Raw genomic sequence first — 19525 nt, forward strand, 5'->3', positions numbered from 1 at the left:
AGTGATTTATTTGTTGAAAAATGAAATACATCGTATTTATTTAGAAAAAAATAATAATGAGGTAACTATTAATAGATTTAATGCGACATATCACTATACTATATTAGAACAAATTAATGATTTGCCACAATATGGTTATGCAGTTTTAAACCATTTATATGCTAATCCTGGTTTAGAGGCAGACTTCGAGCGTGTGTTCTTAAATAGAGATAAACATCTAGAGAATACTGAAGGGTTTGAAAATCTATTATTTCTAAAGCCACATAGTACACATGAACATCATGTTATCATTACGTTTTGGCAAGACGAAGCAGCTTACAAACATTGGCAAGAGTCTCAGGAATATAAAGCATCCCATAAAAATAGAGGAACCAAGCAAGGTGCTGATAAATCTATTGTAAACAGAAACCTATCATTTAATATTAGTTTAGAATTTAAATAACATAATTTTTGAATTAAATGATATTTCTGCAAACATATAGGCGAGTTATTTAAATACTAACTTGCCTATTTTTTAAGCGATATAAAAATTTTAGCAAAATCACTGATTAAGGGAAGCGTATCACAAATAATTTAGCTGAAGTTTTTACCATGTTTAAAAAGATATAGTAGTAGATTTATCAGTTCAAAAAACATGACTTAGTTGCTATTCAAGCGAATTTTATAATGATAAAATTGTTGAATCAGAGATAAAAATTGTACATTATTTATCTTAAAACTAAAGTTTTGAATGGAAATAACTATTGATTTTAGTTATTTCCATTTTTTTATATGAAAAAGGAAACTAATAATAATCTGACAATATGGTAATGTTACAGTAATAGATATAGATAAAGGTGGAAAATATTATGAGCGAATTATTAAAGAGAAAAGATTTAATGCAATTGTTGAAAATAAATGATGGCACCTTTCGAAATTGGAAGAAAGCCGGAATGCCAATAGTTAAAGCGCAGAATGAAGAGTTCTTTGATCTAGAACAAGTAAAGCGTTGGCATAAAAAGGTAACAGAAGGAATTGATAATCTCATAATTGATAAAAAGTATGACAATAATACGATTAGTGATGTATTCAAATGTTCTCAGCAGGGAGGAATGCGACGTTCTCATTTAACTAATACACTAGTCTTATTCTCTAACCATAAAAATGTTGTTTATAGAGATCATACAGTAATAGATGATGAAGGAAATGAAACATTGCATTATACAGGTATGGGTCAAAAAGGTGATCAAGATATTGAGCATGGTCAAAATAAGACTTTAAACCATTCTGAAGATTTAAGTATTAAAGTATATCTGTTTGAATCATTTATTTCGGGCGAACATATATTTCGTGGAGAAGTGAGGTTGTATGATAAACCATATACTACAGAGCAAAATGATAGAATGGTTTGGGTCTTCCCGCTAACTTTTAATAACAGTGAATATTATATCCCAGGAAATATTTCGGATGAAAAGTATAGAGAACAGGCGAATCTAATAAATAAACTCAGTGACAATGATATCTATGAACGTGCTATAAAGGTGAAACAAGTGGGAAGAAAAGAAGCGGTTACTAAAGTATATGCCAGAAATATCCATGTGGCTGCACATGTTAAAAATAGGTCTAATGGCTATTGTGATTTATGTAATAAACCAGCTCCGTTTAAGGATCGAAATGGGAGAGCATATCTTGAATGTCATCATGTAGATTGGCTAGCAAACGGTGGGAAAGATAGCATCGGTAATGCTGTTGCTTTAGACCCTAATTGTCACAGGAAAATGCATGAATTAGATTTAAAATCTGATGTGAAATTTCTGAAAGATAGACTAAATTATTATCAAAGTAAGAATTTATAGAAATTTTAATTGTTTGATTAACTTAATAGAATATTATTAATATTTATAGTCATTATGAATTTTTTCAGAATATTGCTAAAATAAGGTGATGAACTTAATTAAATAAGGGTGAGATAAAATGGCGAATTTAGTTAATGATACTTTATCAGCATGGTTACTTGTAGAATCTTTACAACCTGGTGAAGTTAAATACGACAAGGGAAGCACTTTACCTAAAAGTAATTTTCAAAATAATGAACAACAAAAGCAATTACAAAGCTTTGATGATTATTATGATATATGGAATGACGAACGATATACAATTGCAGAGCAATCTCAAAAATACGGTAAAAGAATATTTCGTTTATATAGAAATTGCTTTTACTATAAAGAAATTGATAAAGAAATTCAAAATATTTTTAACGATAACACAGAAATTTTCAACCCAAATGAAAAGCGTTGTTATGGCTATACATTCCAAACTGATGAAAATGGAAAAGTAATAACAGACAGTCTACATATTCCCATGATTATGAGTGCACTTAAAGAAATCAGAAATAATAAGAGCGCAAATATAGAACAAATATTTAATGACTCTAAACGTAAATTTCAACAAAGATTTAACGAAATTATTGCAGATGAGCCTATTAACAAAGATAAACTTAAGCGATTGGATGCAACATATCGTGACTTTTTTGCTGTACTTATTTCTGAAACAAATGGCATATTCAAACATTATTTTGTGATTGAATATGTTAAAAATAGTGAATCTCCAGACCCTAATTTTAATAGTTTCTTTATTGGTGATATAGAAAGAGCTCGTAAAGACCCTAATCAAACTTTGAAAGCTTATATTGAAGGTATAAATGGTGAAAAGCGTATTGAAGTAGATGAGAATAAAGAAATATTCGATGAGTTTTTACACCCGGCAAACTTACCAGACGGTCGTTGGCCATCTCAAATTGAACATAAATTATATTTAATGCAACAATTAGCTGTAAACCAAATAACAAGTAGTAAAGAACATATTAGTACAGTAAATGGCCCTCCAGGAACAGGGAAAACGACTTTATTAAAGGATATCTTTGCACACTTGGTTGTTGAGCGTGCTAAAGCCTTTGCAGCTTTGGATGAACCACGAGATGCATTTGAAAATTTTAAAATACATGAAACAGATACTTCTCCTATTAAAGTGTTAAAAGAGGAATTTTCTAAATTTAAAATGGTAGTTGCATCAAGTAATAATGGTGCTGTAGAAAACATATCTAAAGATTTACCAAAAATGGAAGAAGTAGCTCGCGATCATGAAGGTAAAGTGTTTCCAGATTATGAACTATCTTATAATAAAGCGATCGATGAATTGAAAAGCTTTAGCACGATTGCATCTCGATTAATAGGAGAGCCAGCGTGGGGATTATTTTCAGGTGTGTTTGGAAAAGGTGACAATATTAATAAAGTAATGAATCAAATTTTTAATAATGGTTCAAATAATAGTGATTCAAAATTTGACGATCCGCACACTTCATTTGTGAAGTTGTTGCAAAATGAAAAAAATAGTCTTAGTTATAAACAACTTATGAAAAAATGGAGAGATTGTACGAAAGATTTTGGTAAAGAACTCAAAAAAGTGAAAGAATTAAAAGAACTATCAGTTGAAGCATATAATAAATACAAAGAAAATGAAAAATTATTAAATAAAGAAAAAGAATTAGAATCAGAAATAGAAATGTTGAAAGAAAGTTTAAATCAAAACCGTAATGATTTATCAAGCAAAAACAGTGAATTAGAGGATGTAAAAAATAATTTTCAATATATAGAGCAACAAATTGAAACAATTGATGAAATGATTCAAACATATAACCCCAATAATATATTTAAGAAAATGAAGTCATGGTTAAACCAAACTACTACTAATAATCTAGATAAGTGTAAAGAAGATAAAATAAAATTATTAGAAGAAAAAAAGTCTTACCATACGAAAATAAATGATTTACAAAAATGTATAAAAGAGATAAGTAATAATAATAAAGATTTTGAGCAAAAGATAAAGAATAACGAAGAAAAAATAAATGAGTGTAATATTAAATTGACAGAGTATAATCAATATAAAAGTGATTCTAATGTGAAATTTCCTGATTCTGATTTTTGGAACAAAAATAAATATGAAAAACGTCAGGTAGAAAACCTGTGGAATTCTAATGAATTACAATATCATCGTGGATTATTATTTTTAAAAGCAATGGAACTCCAAAAACTGATATTAATTGCCAATAATGGTCCAGTTTATTATGCTATGCAAGACTTTAAAGCTCGTAATTCATATCTTGATTCAGCGCCGATTCGAGTGACTAATGCATGGAATGTGATGCATCTTATTTTTCCTGTAGTGAGTACAACATTTGCAAGTTTTGCATCAATGTATAGAGGTTTGCCTAAAGATTTTATTGATTACTTGTTTATAGATGAAGCCGGACAAGCCCTACCACAAGCAGCAGTCGGTGCATTATATCGTTCTAAGAGAGTGATTGCAGTTGGAGATCCTATTCAAATAGAGCCAGTAGTAACAATGGAAGATAATTTAATAGCTAATATTAGAAAAGGCTATAATATTCATGAACGCTTACTTTCAAAAGAATCTTCTGTTCAAACCGTAGCTGACTTTGCAAATAAATATGGATATTGGAAAACCCAGACGGATGATGATGCTAAAAAACACTGGATTGGAATTCCATTATGGGTACATAGAAGATGTTTAAAGCCAATGTTTACTATCGCCAATCAAATTGCCTATGATAATAAAATGGTCTTACCTAAAACTATTACCGATATAGGTAAAACTGGATGGTATGATGTTAAAGGTAATTCTGTACAGAGGCAATTCGTAAAAGAACAAGGGGATAAAGTCATAGCACTACTTAAAAACGATTGGAAACAAAGTATAGAAAATGGAGAGAATGAACCAAGCGTTTATGTCATTTCACCATTTACTGAAGTAAAAAAACAAATTCAATTATTAGCAAGAAGAGAATTGATTCAAACTGTAAGCGATGATACTAAAAAAGTAAGTGACTGGATCAAAAATTCAATTGGAACTGTACATACATTCCAGGGTAAAGAAGCAAAGAAAGTTTATTTTGTAATAGGTACTGACAATAATCAAGATGGTGCAGTCAATTGGTCATGTGCAAAACCAAATTTATTAAACGTTGCTGTAACAAGAGCTAAAAAAGAATTTTATATTATTGGTGATAAAGAGCGTATTAAATCTAAACCATACTACAGCGTTATTAACTTAGAATCTAATATAGAATATCTCGACGAAGCAATAGAAGGTGGTCGAGATACAAATAAAAAGTTCAATTAGTTAAATCTAATATTTTTATATAGTTGAATATAAGTCATAACAATAAAAAACACTTTCGTTGAATTCAAATGATATGCACTCCCTAAAGTCGGACTAAAATTCCAACTTTAAGGGGTGCAATTTTTATGTTTTTTTACTTCGGGTTTTTCGTGCTTTCTAAAGCGTGATATTAAAATATATAAGTGTGAAAAGATATTAATATTGTATGGGTACGGTATGCTAACATTGAGCGTTTTTTCAATCGTACTTATTTGGTGATAAACAAAATTTTATCTTTTTCTTCTATATTTTGGGTATACTATCTGATTTTTCAATATCTAAAATATAGTATCCATACTTTGCATTAATGCACTTCTGATATCAGATTCTTCTCCACAAATTACCAAGGTACGATCTTTGCGAATCAGTTTTAGGTTAAATGGCTGGATCGTTTCTATAATCATTTTTTCATCTACGGATAACATACTTTCACTAATATAGAATTTATTAATAATTTGGTACACAGTCGTTGGTTTTGGGGAGCTTATTAATAGATCTTTTAAAATTTCATTTATTAAACGATAAAAACTTTTAGAAGAGAGCAATAATAAATCAGTAAATTCAGTTGCTTTGGTATATCCATAGTTGTTTAGTAAAAAAATTTTTAATCTTATTAATTATTACGTAATATGCTAAACCAAACATCTTTGGTTAGAATAAAATAGTTATATTATCTATTAATCGGCAGTATAAATATTAAAATTAATACATGAGTTATTGACATTTATAGAATAGTATGATTAGCGGAGATCACAAGAAGTACATTTTATAGATATTATGATGATAAATATAATTTTGCTATCAGAGATAGAAGAGATTTTGACGCATTTATACGAAGAACGTCAAAAGATAGATCAACAATTTGCGAAAGAAGATATGTTGAATGTTGAAGTATTTCAACAATTGTTTGAAGCATTAGAGCCATATTCAGAAACAATACGACTTTTATTAGGGCATAATGGAGACTCAAGTTTTGAAATGAAAATAAAGAATGAAATAGGTAAAAGGTTTATCAATTTAGGTGAGCTTCATCATGTATCCAAAGTACGTGAAGATTTAGTGAAAGAATATTTGTATGTTATTTTAATTAAAACATTTCAGTATTGGTCCGCTAATAAAGATAGCATTGACGTAAGAGAAGTGGCATCGACGATGAGAGATATTCAATTAAAAGGTATCAGAAAGACAATTGGGTTGTAAATTCAAGGAAAAGCAAATAGTAGAAAAGAGGGAAATAATATGAAAATTCAAATCTTGTTATTTGATCATATTATAAATAAAGGCGAATCCTAGTGGGTTCGCCTTTTTGCATCTATAAGTATTTTATTTGTTACTGGCTATGTGTTATGACATCGCTTCAACTACAGGTTATAACTGTCGTTTTTAAATTTTACTGATTGATTTATTTTGATAGTTAGGACGTATCATTAAATCTATAATAAGGAGGATAAAAGTATCATTTCTTAATATAACCGAGATTTCCGTTAACAGTCTCATAAAAATCGAATTGCATACCTGATTTAATAGCAGCTCCATTTAAATCTTTATCAAGTACTGTCAGTGCTAATTTACCTTTTGAAAGTTCATTTGCTTTGAATTGAACTGTGTATTCTCCAGTTTTGAAAAGATGTTTTTTAATCTCTAGAACTGTATAGTTGGTTGGATCTTTTCTATTTTTTATTTCAAGATATTTTAATTCTGAGTTTTTAGAGTAGAGTTTTAAAAATATGTTTTCATCTTTTTTGATTATTTTTTGCAATATGATATGCATTCTTTTTTTATATTTATTTTCTTTATAGACGTAATAGTATTTATCGTTTGAAAGGTAAAGTGGCTTCTCGTCTTTCTTTAAATAAAAGTTAACAAAGTCTATAATCTCTTCTTTGTCACCATTTTTAATGAGCGTTAAGGCATGTTGATTCAATGTGTCATCTGCATAGTCCAAAGAATTAAAATCATTATCTATCGTATTTAAAATATCTTGAAAGACAGGAAGTAATGTATCAATTTCTTTAATGAATCCTTTTTTATAAAATTTACCTTCTAAAATATCTTTGTTTATAATTCGGTATAATAAGTTAGCAAAAATTTTATTGTTTTTGTATTTTTTTGTTAAGTAACGGTAGGCTTCATTTTGCCATTTTATACGATTAAGCACGGTAGATGCTTCAGATTTTACTAAAGAAATATTTTCGTCATAACGATTAGCACAATAAACAACGTCTTGTGTGGTACTGATATTTTTAGTGTTAAAAAACACTTCAGCGAAAAATTGTAAATCTTCTCCAAATATCATTTCTGGGAAACGAATATTATTTTTTTTGATAACACTAGATTTCATCATCCTACCAGCAGGCGCTAAATGATAAAATGATTTTCTAAAATTTTTCAAACCAACTTTATTATATGCAATTTTAGATAAGGCAACACCACTACGTGCAATACGATCACTATATACATATTTTGTAAGACCTGTAGCATAGTCAGTTTTATTTGATTTTAAAAGCGTATATAAATTTTCCAAGGCATCTGAAGGTAACCAATCATCGCCATCTACAAACATAATGTATTTACCTTTGCTTAAATCGATTGATAGATTACGAGGTTTGGCAGGTGTTCCTGAATTTTCATCTAATTGAACAAATTGATAATTAGAAAAACTTTCAATCTTTTTAGATATAATATCAAGCGTATTATCTGTGGAACAATCATCTACAATGATTAATTCAAAATCATTTTTATTCATTGTCTGTGCCAATATACTATTTAACGTATTTTCAATAAACTTCTCTTTATTGTATGTACTTATAAGTATACTTACTTTAAATTTATTTGTTACTTTATTACTTTTTATAACTTTCATTTCATATCCCTTTCTATGTTCATAAGATTTATAATTTGATGAAATTTTGTAATTAGCCTCTAGTTGTGTAAATATAAATAGTTGCTTTTTGTGTTTTGTGACAACAATTAACTTTTGTTATTTATTATACTATTAAAACCAGTAATTATGGAATAGTTTTTAAAAGTTGTATAAATTGTGCAATTTTTTTTGGGGGTGATTTTAAAAAGTAGCTTGTGAATAGTAGTTATTTTTATAGTAGTGGGGGCATAGCGCAACTTAATGTATTTTTCAGTAAATACGTCTTTTATGCGGTTTTCGTTCTCCTACAAAGTCAAAATATAGCTTCCTTGACGTGTGGTGTCAAGGAAGCTATATTGCTTTTCGCTATATTAATAGTGAAATGAATTTGATTAGATGGAAAACAGTAAATTTATGATGATGGTTTACTTCTGAAATATTGAGTGGGATTACTTTTAAGTTTTGGTTTTCTAGGGACAGGTACGATATAGTTTCCATTTGGAATTTTAATAAGTAAATGAATAACTAGTACAGATAAACCGACGATAATGATGTATGAAAGACCATATAACAGTATGCTATCTCTATTATCAAAAATTGAAATTTTTAATACAAGCCATTTTACTAAAGGATGTACTAAATATATCCCCATAGAGTAATTACCAATTAAAGTTAATGTTTTCATAAGTAATTTATTTTTTCTAATTAAAAAATAAAAATAAATCAAAAATATTAAGAAAAACGGTGTATATAATAAAAATGCTGGATGCGATGAGGTTACAAAATGATCTAAATCAATAAACAATAAAAAAGATATAAAGACGACAACAATGGCAGGTAAAAATAACTTGATATACTTTTTGATCAATGAATTGATTTCTTCATAATACTTAGCAAAAATAATACCCAATATAAAATAAGAAATCCAATTGAGTATGAATGCCCTACTTGTTATAAAAGTACCGATAACTGGTATATCAATTGAAATGTGTTCATAGTTTAATTGCCATAAAATAGTGATGAATGTAAATAATAAGTAAGTTAGTAATAAGGGAATCCCTTTTTTAATTTTTTGTAAGAATGGAAATAATATGTAAAACTGCAGCACGGTTAATATAAAATATAAATGGTAATTTCCAGTTCCAAATAAATAATAGCTAATAAAGTTTTTATTACTATCTAAATTCACTTCAACAACACCTAAATAATATAAATAAACGGTAGTCCAAATGATATAAGGCACAAATATTTTGGTGAATCGTGATTTAGCGAAATAGTTTAAATCAAAACCTCGTTTTAATACAGAATGGGTTAATAAAAAAGCGCTAATCACTGCAAAAACAGGCGTGCCAAGCCGACCAATTTGACTCAAATATCCTGCGAGAATGGTCATATTATGGTTGTTTTCGCTATTCGTATATGAAACTGATAGATGAACACATACGATAAATAGTGTAGCAATAGATCTAATAATAGGTATTTCTTCAAAATACTTCAACATGCTCCCCCCGTGCCAAGCCGACCAATTTGACTCAAATATCCTGCGAGAATGGTCATATTATGGTTGTTTTCGCTATTCGTATATGAAACTGATAGATGAACACATACGATAAATAGTGTAGCAATAGATCTAATAATAGGTATTTCTTCAAAATACTTCAACATGCTCCCCCTTAATGAAAATAACACACATCAGCTAATTATAACTGATAGGCGCAGTTTAAACTAGAGTTGAAATTATTTTGGATTTAAATCGATTTTATGTATAAATTCTATAACTTTTAATTTTTGTTGAGTGACATAGGGATAGACATTGAAAAATGACTAGTTAATGATTTAGATATTCTTTTTTATTGTACATAAAGAGACTGAGACATTTATTTATGTCCCAGACTCCCAATTTATAACACGATTTAATATAAACTTTATGCTCCAATCAATTTTAGCATTATAAGTGCTTTGAATGGGGTTCCAATAAAACGGACAGCTCTGTTGTTAAAGTATCAATATCACATGGTTTTGATGCTTCAATCCACCATACAATAACGCCTACTACAGCTGATGATAAAAATTGGATTGTAATTTCATTATTTTCTTGATTCATGTTGTCGCGCATTTTCTTTGATAATGTTTGTTTAACTATATTAAGATCCGACCTTTTAAACAAAGTCTTTAAAATAGTGTACTGATCATCAATGACATATAATATTTCACGTAACGCCTTTTCATTATCCTCTGATTTTGCCATGTAAAGATTGCATTGATTTACTGCTGCACTCAAAATAAAATCAATAGCATGCTCATAAAATAATGTATTAATTTTACAGATGACTTGGGTGGAGATGATTCGTTTATAGAGGTAAGATGCATCATCTTATTTCTACTTCTAATTGCTAAGCAAAGAATTAGGTAGGCTAAACAGATAAAACGGTATAATGCAGTGATTATTAAATAATTAGTCATGATGCGCATCACTACAATCAAAAATTTTAGATGCCAGTTCATTGGCTTTATGAATATGTTTGAAAGTTTTTGTAGTCGATAATTCAGGCCAGCTAAACTACACAAGTCCTTCACGACTGCTCCAATTTTCAGGATCGGTTACATTGTCTCCAATGCCCTTTAATAAATTTACTTTTTTTATTTCAGAATCATTGGCTATATCAGGATAGTTAATATTTTGTATCTTACCTTTTTTAGCTTTCATAAAAGCGATAGCAGACGTACGTTTTGGTGTGAATATATCTGCTGATTTAACTTTATTATTAATGTACATAGAAATATGGAGTTGATAAAGGTTCATATCATAAGCATTTTCAACTAAGTCCATTATAGCGTCACCACCAGGTCTAGCAGCAGCTTCTATGACGTAGAGTTGGTCGCCTTTGATTTTTATTTCCACATGAGCAACGCCTCGCGTAATACCTAAAGTCTGACACGTGCGGATTGCAAGGTTTTTAATATCTTCATTTTTATATCTGTGACTTGGGACTAAATGACCCATTTCAGTAAACCATGGTCTGGGAGATAAATATTTTTCGGTAACTGTAATGACCTCATAAAAATGATGACCACACAACACTTCAACTGAAACTTCGTCATCACTATCAATAAATGTTTCAATCAGAAATTTATTTTTAGATACATGAAAGGTATCAGCATAAGTCTCCATAATTTGTTTCGATTTTCTATAGGCATCCATGCATTCTTTTTCGTTATTTGCTAAGTAAACCCCACCACTGCCTCCAAAATCCATTGGTTTTATAATTACTGGGAAAGTAAATTCTTTGATACATTCTTTCAATTCTGTTGCATCATTAAATTGTATCGACTTTGCTGTAGGAATGTTTGCTTTTTCAAATAAGGATTTCATGATGTGCTTGTTTCTGCAAGCTTTAATAACCTTTGGTTCAAGGTAAGGCAAACCGTAGTCTCGATTTAATTGATTAGCTACTTCTAATGTCCAATCATTTAAAGGGACGATGCTTTTTGGTTCGTACCCCTGAATTTGATAATATGCTATCTCTTTCTTTATCTCTTCATAGCTTAAAGGATTGGAATCAATGCAAAAATCAAAATACGCATTGTACTTATATTTTGCATTTTGAATTGCTGTCCATATTTGAAAATCACCGATTGCTTTGCCACCAGCGTAAGCACGTTCTCTTAAAAACTAATCTGCACCTAATAACAATAGATATTCTGTCATATGAGCTTCCTAATTTTTATGAAATGATTAATATATAAAAATAATACTATATAAAATTATATTTGGAATATAGTTGGAATGAATTTTGGGAAATATGAATTTTATTAATTTGAGTATTTTGAATTGGTTTGAGAGAAGTGTAATGAAATTCGAAGCATGATTAAGAAGATTGGAAATATAAAAAAAGACTAATTCGCTCAAGCGAATTAGTCTTTTTACAATTAAGAGTGGGGGTCGTTCTAAACTCTCAATTGAAGCCCTACAATTGTTAGTTGTTTTTAATATTCGATATTCGGTGCTTTATTCACGTGTTTTTGATAACGTTTTAAAGCGCAAAAACCGATAGCGCCGATTACTGAAACTACTAATAGTTTTTTCATTTTTTTCACAATCCTTTAAAATTATTATGCATTAAACTACTATTTACTATAATAGTTTAGGTTTAAGCTTTTAGAAGTTTGTTGACGTGTACGTCTCATTAAATCAGGATCTTCAATTAATGATTGACCATAAGATGGAATCATTTTTTTGATTTTTGGTGTCCATTCTGATTTATATTCAGGGAAGTTTTTCTCTAATACTTCTAATGCAACTGATACTGAAGTAGAAGCCCCTGGAGATTCACCTAATAATGCAATTACAGTATGATCTTCAGAATTAACCACTTCTGTACCGAATTGGATAAAGCCTTTACCGTTTTCAGGTGTATCTTTGATTACTTGAACACGTTTACCAGCATTGTATAATTGCCAGTCTTCGTCACGTGCTTCTGGGTAGAATGTACGAAGATGGTTCATAGTACCTTCTTTAGTCATCAAGATTTGATCAATTGAATATTTAATTAATGGTAAGTTTTTAACTGCTGATGCTAATAAAGTTGTGATGTTATATGGTTTAACAGATTTAAATAAATCTAAATTAGAACCTTGTTTAAGGAATTTAGGTCCAATACTAGCGAATGGTCCAAATAGTAATGTACGTTCACCATCAATATAACGTGTATCTAAGTGAGGTACAGTCATTGGTGGTGTACCTTGAGGTTCTTTACCGTATACTTTAGCATCATGTGCTTGTATAACATCTGGATTTGTACAGATTAAGAATTGACCAGTGATTGGGAATCCACCTAAGTGTTTACTTTCAGGAATACCTGTTTTTTGTAATAGTGGAATTGCGCCACCACCTGCACCAATAAATACATAATCAGCTAGTTGTGTTTCTACACTACCACTGTTACGTTGACGTACTTTAACTTCCCATTTACCGTCTTTACGTTGGTTAAAGTCCATTACTTCGTGGTTGTATTGAACATCTACATTAGGTTGTTTTTCTAAGTTTTTGGCCATTTTACGAGTAAGTTCACCAAAGTTTACGTCAGAACCTTCATCAATTTTACTAGCTGCCATAATGTCACCTGCACTATGACCTTGCATCATTAATGGAATCCATTTTCTCATTTCTTCAATATCTTCTGTATATTCGATATTGTCGAACATTGGGAATTCTTTCATAGCTTCATAACGATCTTTTAAAAATTGAACGTTATTTTTACCTCTTACAAAACTAATGTGTGGTAACGGACGAATAAATTCTTCAGGGTTATTGATTGTTTTGTTTTGAACTAAATGACTCCAAAATTGTTTTGATAATTCAAATTGTTCATTGATTTCTTTCGCTTGCTCAATGTTAATTGAACCATCTGGTTGTCTAACTGTATAATTCAATTCACATAAAGCAGCGTGTCCTGTACCAGCGTTATGACGCTCGTGAGAACTTTCATCACCTGGACGATCTAAACGCTCGTATAATTTAATATCCCATTCTGGTGCTAATTCTTTAATCATTGTACCGAATGTAGTACTTAATACCCCAGCGCCGATTATTACAACGCTTTTTGACTCTTTGTTAGTAGCCATTATCTAATCACCTTTCCTTATCTCAACTTGCAACTATAGTATAATACTAAATCACCTATCATTAAAATACATATTTTTTATAGGTGCCATTCTAATATGGAATCTTTTTTATTTCTACTATTAAAACATAGAGAGAAATAAATTTTTTAAATATCTTTTTTGTTATTCGATTGATGTATAACTTCATTTAAACAGAAAATTTACAAACATTCCATAATATAGCATTGCTAATTAAATATAGAAAAATTATAGTTCTATGTAATTTTACCCCGATCAATCTTCAACAAACACAACTATTAAAATATATGTACATTTATTTATGCACGCACGCGTGTAAGTACTAAATAGGAGAGTTTAATTTTTCAAGTATCAATATATGAGCAACTGGAAAGATAACAGCTATTTTAAAAACTTCCTATATAATAGTTATCCATATACACGCAAATTATCCAACTTTCACATGTTCTAACCATTACTTTTTTCTATGGGTTAGATAGATAATATGTATTTTATATATATGTTGCAGCGTTTTATAATAAGTATGTAATCAATTTACAGCGCAAATCATTCGTTATGACATGCCATGGTATAGGACTAAATGTGAACGGCGCTAATTTAGAGTATTAAATATGAATTTTTCATAATAATGTAATGAGATTAAATTTTTAATACATTGTTAAGTGAATAATTTAAATTGCTTGCAATGATTAATGATTTTTTGCATTAAATGTTGAAAGGAAATGAATGTAAAATGGCTGACAAAAATTATACAGCAGCAAATATGGTAATAAATACTTTGAAAAATAATGGTGTGGAATATGTATTCGGTATCCCAGGTGCTAAAATCGATTATTTATTCAATGCACTTGAAGATGATGGCCCAGAACTTATTGTAACGCGTCATGAGCAAAACGCGGCAATGATGGCACAAGGTATTGGACGCTTAACAGGTAAACCAGGTGTTGCCTTAGTAACAAGTGGCCCAGGGGTAAGTAATTTAACGACTGGACTTTTAACAGCGACATCAGAAGGAGACCCTGTATTAGCATTAGGTGGCCAAGTTAAACGTAACGATTTATTACGTCTAACACACCAAAGTATTGATAATGCAGCATTATTAAAATCTTCAACAAAATATAGTGAAGAAGTTCAAGATCCAGAGTCATTATCAGAAGTTATGACAAATGCGATGAGAACTGCAACTTCAGGTAAAAATGGCGCAAGTTTCATAAGCATACCGCAAGATGTTATTTCTGCACCGGTTGAATCACAAGCGATTGCACTTTGCCAAAAACCTAGCTTAGGTGTGCCAAGTGAACAAAATGTTAATGAAGTAATTGAAGCGATTAAAAACGCGAAATTCCCTGTATTATTAGCAGGTATGAGAAGTTCAAGTTCAGACGAAACGAATGCAATCCGTAAATTAGTTGAAAAAACAAATTTACCAGTTGTAGAAACATTCCAAGGCGCGGGTGTGATTAGTCGTGAACTAGAATCCCATTTCTTTGGTCGTGTTGGTTTATTCCGTAACCAAGTCGGTGACGAATTATTAAGAAAAAGTGACCTCGTTGTTACGATTGGTTATGATCCAATTGAATATGAAGCGAGCAATTGGAATAAAGAATTAGATACTAAAATTATTAATATAGATGAAATTCAAGCGGAAATTACAAATCATATGCAACCAGCAAAAGAATTGGTTGGTAATATTGCTGGCACAATCGAACTTATTTCTGACAAAGTCGATGAACCTTTTATCAGTCAAAAACATTTAGACGAATTAGAAACTTTAAGAGCGCATATACTTGAATCAACTGGTATCAAACCAACACATGAAGATGGCGTGTTACACCCAGTTGAAGTCATTAAGTCAATGCAAAAAGTATTATCAGATGATACAACAGTAACTGTAGACGTAGGTAGTCACTATATTTGGATGGCACGTAAATTTAGAAGTTACAATCCAAGACACTTGCTATTCAGTAATGGTATGCAAACGTTAGGTGTTGCGTTACCATGGGCTATTTCAGCTGCTTTAGTACGTCCTAATACACAAGTTGTATCCGTTGCTGGTGATGGTGGTTTCTTATTCTCAGCACAAGACTTAGAAACTGCTGTACGTAAAAATCTTAATATCATTCAATTAATTTGGAATGACGGTAAATATAACATGGTTGAATTCCAAGAAGAAATGAAATATGAACGTAGTTCAGGCGTAGACTTTGGTTCAGTAGACTTCGTTAAATATGCTGAATCATTTGGTGCTAAAGGCTTACGTGTAACAAATCAAGAAGAATTAGAAGCGGCAATTAAAGAGGGATACGAAACTGAAGGACCAGTATTAATTGATATCCCAGTGAATTACAAAGATAATGTCAAACTTTCAACAAATATGTTACCTGACGCTTTTAACTAATATCGAATCAAACGGCGAAAATGATTAATTATTTATCAAAATAGGAGTGAATAAAGTTATGACTAACGTACTATATCAACACGGCACACTAGGTACATTGATGGCAGGCCTTTTACAAGGTACTGCTTCAATCAATGATTTATTAAAACATGGAGACATTGGTATTGCGACTTTAACAGGTTCAGATGGTGAAGTGATTATCGTTGATGGTAAAGCTTATCATGCCAATGAACATAAAGAATTTGTAGAATTGAAAGGTGACGAATTATCACCATATGCAACCGTATCAAGATTTACACCTGATAAAACGTATAGCACGAGCAATAAATCTTCAGCAGAAGTTTATGATGAAGTTAAAGAAAAAATGTTAAGTGAAAATTTATTCTCTGCTGTTAAAATTTCAGGAACATTTAAAAAAATGCATGTACGTATGATGCCAGGACAAGAACCACCATATACAAGATTGATTAACTCAGCGAATAGACAACCTGAACAAATTGAAGAAAACATCAAAGGTTCTATTGTAGGCTTCTTTACACCAGAATTATTCCATGGTATTGGTTCAGCAGGTTTCCATGTTCATTTCGCTAATGATGACCGTAATTTTGGCGGACACGTATTGGATTTTGAAGTTTCAGATGTTACGGTAGAAATTCAAAACTTTGAAACATTTGAACAACATTTTGCAGTCGATGATGAAGCATTTACAAATACGGATATTGACTACAAAGATATTGCAAAAGAAATAAGACAAGCAGAATAAAGGAGTAGCGAGCAAATATGTTAGTTGAAAGTTTTAACCCTTTTAATAATCTGCTACTTTCAAGTATTGTAGCCGCAATACCAATTATATTATTTTTATTATGTTTGACTGTATTTAAAATGAAAGGTGTTTATGCAGCAATTACAACGTTAATCGTTACAATTATTGTTGCTATGGCTTTCTTTAAATTACCAGGAAGTATTGCAGGCGGCGCTACTTTAGAGGGCTTTTATCAAGGGATTATCCCAATAGGCTTTATTGTAATCATGGCAGTTTGGTTATATAAAATTGCTACAAAAAGCGGCCAATTTGCTATTGTTCAAGATAGTATCGCGAGTGTCTCACGAGACCAACGTGTTCAATTATTATTGATTGGCTTTGTATTTAATGGATTTTTAGAAGGTGCTGCAGGCTTTGGCGTACCTATTGCCATTTGTGCGGTACTATTAACACAATTAGGTTTTAAACCTTTGCAAGCTGCGATGTATTGTTTAGTAAGTAATGCAGCAGCAGGTGCTTATGGTGCGGTAGGTATACCGATTGCTATCGTGGATACTTTGAATTTGCCAGGTGGTGTAACAACATCTCAAGTAGCGTTAATTGGTAATTTAACGTTAGGTTTTATTAGTTTCGTTGTGCCATTTTTATTAATGTATATTATGGATGGCTTTAAAGGTGTGAAAGAAACTTTCCCAGCCACTTTAGTTGTGGCAGTTACTTTCACAGTTTTACAAGTGCTTATTGCAGCTTTTGCTGGACCAGAGTTGGCTGATATTATCCCTGGCCTTGTAGCAATGATTGCATTAGCATTGTTCTCAAAAAAATGGCAACCTAAAAATATTTTCAGAATTAATAAAGATGAAAAAGCAGATGCCGTGCCTAAACATTCTATTGGACACATCACTTATGCATGGAGCCCGTTTATCATTTTAACGATTGTTGTGATGATCTGGAGCTTACCAGCATTTAAAGGTTTATTTGAAAAAGGTGGTGCCCTAAGTGCACTTGTTGTGAACTTTAATGTGCCGGGTACGATGAATGCTGTGACTAATAAACCGAATGAACTGACATTCAATTTCTTTGCTCAAACAGGTACAGCGATTTTAATTACAGCGATCATTACAATTATTATTGCGAAAAATATGAGCTTTAAAACGGCTGGTCATTTACTGGGTCTCACAGTTAAAGAATTATGGATTTCAGTGTTAACCATTTGTTTCATTTTAGCAGTATCTAAAATTACAACATATGGTGGATTAAGTAATGCTATGGGACAAGGCATATCTAAAACAGGCGCTGCCTTCCCATTATTGTCACCACTACTTGGTTGGATTGGTGTATTTATGACGGGATCCGTCGTAAACAATAATTCATTGTTTGCGCCAATTCAAGCCTCTGTTGCTGAACAAATTGGTACAAAAGGGTCATTACTTGTTGCAGCTAATGTCGCTGGGGGTGTAACTGCTAAGATTGTATCACCACAATCTATAGCTATCGCTACAGCAGCAGTTAATAAAGTAGGTAAAGAATCAGAACTGATGAAAATGGCAATGCGTTTCAGTATCGGATTGTTAATTCTCGTTTGTATTTGGACATTTATTTGTAGTTTATTTATTTCATAAAATGAATTTGAAAAGACCGAAATTAAAGCATATCATGCTCGCTACTTAGCTATATGAGCATGTATGATAAGTTAAAAAGTTAGTGGAAATACCGCATAGATTATTTCCTGGAAAATATTTATTATAAAACCAATTAAAAAACACTAAAGTCGATGGCGTTTTGTCATACGACTTTAGTGTTTTTTGTGTTCCTCAAAGTTTTGCTGTATATAAAGTATTATTTATGCTAAAGATTCCCCAATCAATTCTATACACATTTTCAATTTTATTTGGACAAAAATGCTAACTGCGATACACCAACTCTAACTATAAAAATTGTGTTAGTTATCGCTTTTTAAAATTAAATATAGGTGTGGCTAGCAGTGGTTTAGTTAAATTGTTTAAGTGTTAAGTCAATGAATTGATCACTTGCTTTTGTTAAATTTTCTAATTTGTTATAACCAATCACTACTGTGTTTGTAAATGATTGATTTAATTCAACGTAAATGGCGTCACTATTATGTTCAGTAGAACTACTTGGTATAAATGTGAGGACGCCTGTAGAAATTGCAAGGCGATCGGCATTGTCTACGTTTGAAGTTTCTAAAATAATATTAGGGTAAATGTTGTATGTTTCTAGAACTTTATTGATGATCTGTTTAAGTCCGTATCTATCTTTTAGAATGATAAAGTGATCGTGAGATATGAGTGACATGATTTCATTGGAATTTAATTCATTTTGTTGGATTCTTTTATATAAATGGTGCTGAGGTGGCACAACTAAATATATCGGTTCCGTATAGATTTGAGTGTATTGAATATTTTTATTCCATAATGGTAGTGTATTTAGACATAAATCGACTTTACCCTCTAGTACTTGTTTTTCAATGTCTTGGGAATTACCTTCGATTAAGTTAATTTTAATATTAGGAAAAAGATTCATAAATTTAGGCAGAATTTTATGTAGTATATGGAACGCTAATGTAGGTGTAACACCTATGTTTAAAAAACCGGAATTCAAGTTTGAAATATTAGTGATT

Annotated in this window: 16 protein-coding genes; 7 read left to right on the top strand and 9 right to left on the bottom strand. The window is 30.8% G+C overall.

The features are described from left to right. The first annotated feature begins 1 nt into the window (after nucleotide 1). The 3 genes from ACM6UH_RS01335 to ACM6UH_RS01345 all read left to right on the top strand — a co-directional run bounded on the left by ACM6UH_RS01335 (nucleotide 2) and on the right by ACM6UH_RS01345 (nucleotide 5178). Nucleotides 2-442, top strand: a complete 441-nt coding sequence (locus tag ACM6UH_RS01335; RefSeq protein WP_260677860.1) for an antibiotic biosynthesis monooxygenase family protein — start codon at nucleotides 2-4, stop codon at nucleotides 440-442. A gap of 406 nt (nucleotides 443-848) precedes the next feature. Beyond that, nucleotides 849-1835 carry an HNH endonuclease signature motif containing protein gene (locus tag ACM6UH_RS01340; RefSeq protein WP_069805222.1) on the top strand — a complete coding sequence of 329 codons (987 nt, stop codon included), beginning with the start codon at nucleotides 849-851 and terminating at the stop codon, nucleotides 1833-1835. 118 nt (nucleotides 1836-1953) lie between these two features. Further along, complete coding sequence (locus ACM6UH_RS01345; protein ID WP_069805220.1) at nucleotides 1954-5178, top strand: DEAD/DEAH box helicase; 3225 nt, start codon at nucleotides 1954-1956, stop codon at nucleotides 5176-5178. Between the two features lie 317 nt (nucleotides 5179-5495). Here ACM6UH_RS01345 and ACM6UH_RS01350 read toward each other — a convergent pair whose 3' ends face one another. Next, nucleotides 5496-5762 (bottom strand): helix-turn-helix domain-containing protein, encoded by a 267-nt coding sequence (locus ACM6UH_RS01350; RefSeq protein WP_256112310.1) that lies wholly within the window; start codon nucleotides 5760-5762, stop codon nucleotides 5496-5498. A gap of 250 nt (nucleotides 5763-6012) precedes the next feature. Here ACM6UH_RS01350 and ACM6UH_RS01355 point away from each other — a divergent pair, with 250 nt between their 5' ends. Further along, the gene (locus ACM6UH_RS01355) at nucleotides 6013-6417 is read left to right on the top strand and encodes a TetR-like C-terminal domain-containing protein (protein WP_225310472.1); all 405 of its coding nucleotides are present in this window, start codon (nucleotides 6013-6015) and stop codon (nucleotides 6415-6417) included. Between the two features lie 256 nt (nucleotides 6418-6673). Here the strand turns inward: ACM6UH_RS01355 and ACM6UH_RS01360 are convergent, their stop codons facing one another. From ACM6UH_RS01360 to lqo, 7 genes are all read right to left on the bottom strand, one after another. Continuing rightward, on the bottom strand, nucleotides 6674-8080 hold the full coding sequence (locus ACM6UH_RS01360) for a glycosyltransferase family 2 protein (RefSeq protein WP_048787127.1): 1407 nt from the start codon (nucleotides 8078-8080) through the stop codon (nucleotides 6674-6676). A 412-nt stretch (nucleotides 8081-8492) separates the two neighbouring features. Continuing rightward, nucleotides 8493-9581, bottom strand: coding sequence for an acyltransferase family protein (locus tag ACM6UH_RS01365; protein ID WP_048787126.1), 1089 nt, complete (start codon nucleotides 9579-9581; stop codon nucleotides 8493-8495). Further along, nucleotides 9575-9742 carry a hypothetical protein gene (locus ACM6UH_RS01370; RefSeq protein WP_283995757.1) on the bottom strand — a complete coding sequence of 56 codons (168 nt, stop codon included), beginning with the start codon at nucleotides 9740-9742 and terminating at the stop codon, nucleotides 9575-9577. The genes ACM6UH_RS01365 and ACM6UH_RS01370 overlap by 7 nt, the downstream gene beginning before the upstream one ends. Nucleotides 9743-10028: 286 nt before the next feature. Then, nucleotides 10029-10328 carry a TetR-like C-terminal domain-containing protein gene (locus ACM6UH_RS01375; protein ID WP_225310471.1) on the bottom strand — a complete coding sequence of 100 codons (300 nt, stop codon included), beginning with the start codon at nucleotides 10326-10328 and terminating at the stop codon, nucleotides 10029-10031. A gap of 312 nt (nucleotides 10329-10640) precedes the next feature. Further along, nucleotides 10641-11504 (bottom strand): ATP-grasp domain-containing protein, encoded by an 864-nt coding sequence (locus ACM6UH_RS01380; RefSeq protein WP_256112273.1) that lies wholly within the window; start codon nucleotides 11502-11504, stop codon nucleotides 10641-10643. Between the two features lie 563 nt (nucleotides 11505-12067). Continuing rightward, nucleotides 12068-12169: an SE2200 family small protein gene (locus ACM6UH_RS01385; protein WP_019468545.1), complete on the bottom strand. Its 102-nt coding sequence runs from the start codon at nucleotides 12167-12169 to the stop codon at nucleotides 12068-12070. Between the two features lie 39 nt (nucleotides 12170-12208). After that, nucleotides 12209-13705 carry an L-lactate dehydrogenase (quinone) gene (lqo, locus tag ACM6UH_RS01390; RefSeq protein WP_433911984.1) on the bottom strand — a complete coding sequence of 499 codons (1497 nt, stop codon included), beginning with the start codon at nucleotides 13703-13705 and terminating at the stop codon, nucleotides 12209-12211. A gap of 751 nt (nucleotides 13706-14456) precedes the next feature. Here lqo and alsS point away from each other — a divergent pair. From alsS to ACM6UH_RS01405, 3 genes are read left to right on the top strand one after another with little or no spacing between them, the layout of a single operon-like run. Then, a complete protein-coding gene (gene alsS, locus ACM6UH_RS01395; RefSeq protein WP_011302083.1) occupies nucleotides 14457-16121 on the top strand; it encodes an acetolactate synthase AlsS in 1665 nt (554 codons plus the stop codon). Between the two features lie 58 nt (nucleotides 16122-16179). Further along, a complete protein-coding gene (gene budA, locus ACM6UH_RS01400) occupies nucleotides 16180-16884 on the top strand; it encodes an acetolactate decarboxylase (protein ID WP_002511818.1) in 705 nt (234 codons plus the stop codon). 17 nt (nucleotides 16885-16901) lie between these two features. Continuing rightward, nucleotides 16902-18506 (top strand): L-lactate permease, encoded by a 1605-nt coding sequence (locus ACM6UH_RS01405; protein WP_011302085.1) that lies wholly within the window; start codon nucleotides 16902-16904, stop codon nucleotides 18504-18506. 367 nt (nucleotides 18507-18873) lie between these two features. Here ACM6UH_RS01405 and ACM6UH_RS01410 read toward each other — a convergent pair whose 3' ends face one another. Continuing rightward, nucleotides 18874-19506 carry a LysR family transcriptional regulator substrate-binding protein gene (locus ACM6UH_RS01410; protein WP_011302086.1) on the bottom strand — a complete coding sequence of 211 codons (633 nt, stop codon included), beginning with the start codon at nucleotides 19504-19506 and terminating at the stop codon, nucleotides 18874-18876. Nucleotides 19507-19525: the final 19 nt, after the last annotated feature.

The sequence above is a fragment of the Staphylococcus sp. LKG4-2 genome (genome assembly GCF_050955665.1).
Taxonomy (GTDB): domain Bacteria; phylum Bacillota; class Bacilli; order Staphylococcales; family Staphylococcaceae; genus Staphylococcus; species Staphylococcus saprophyticus.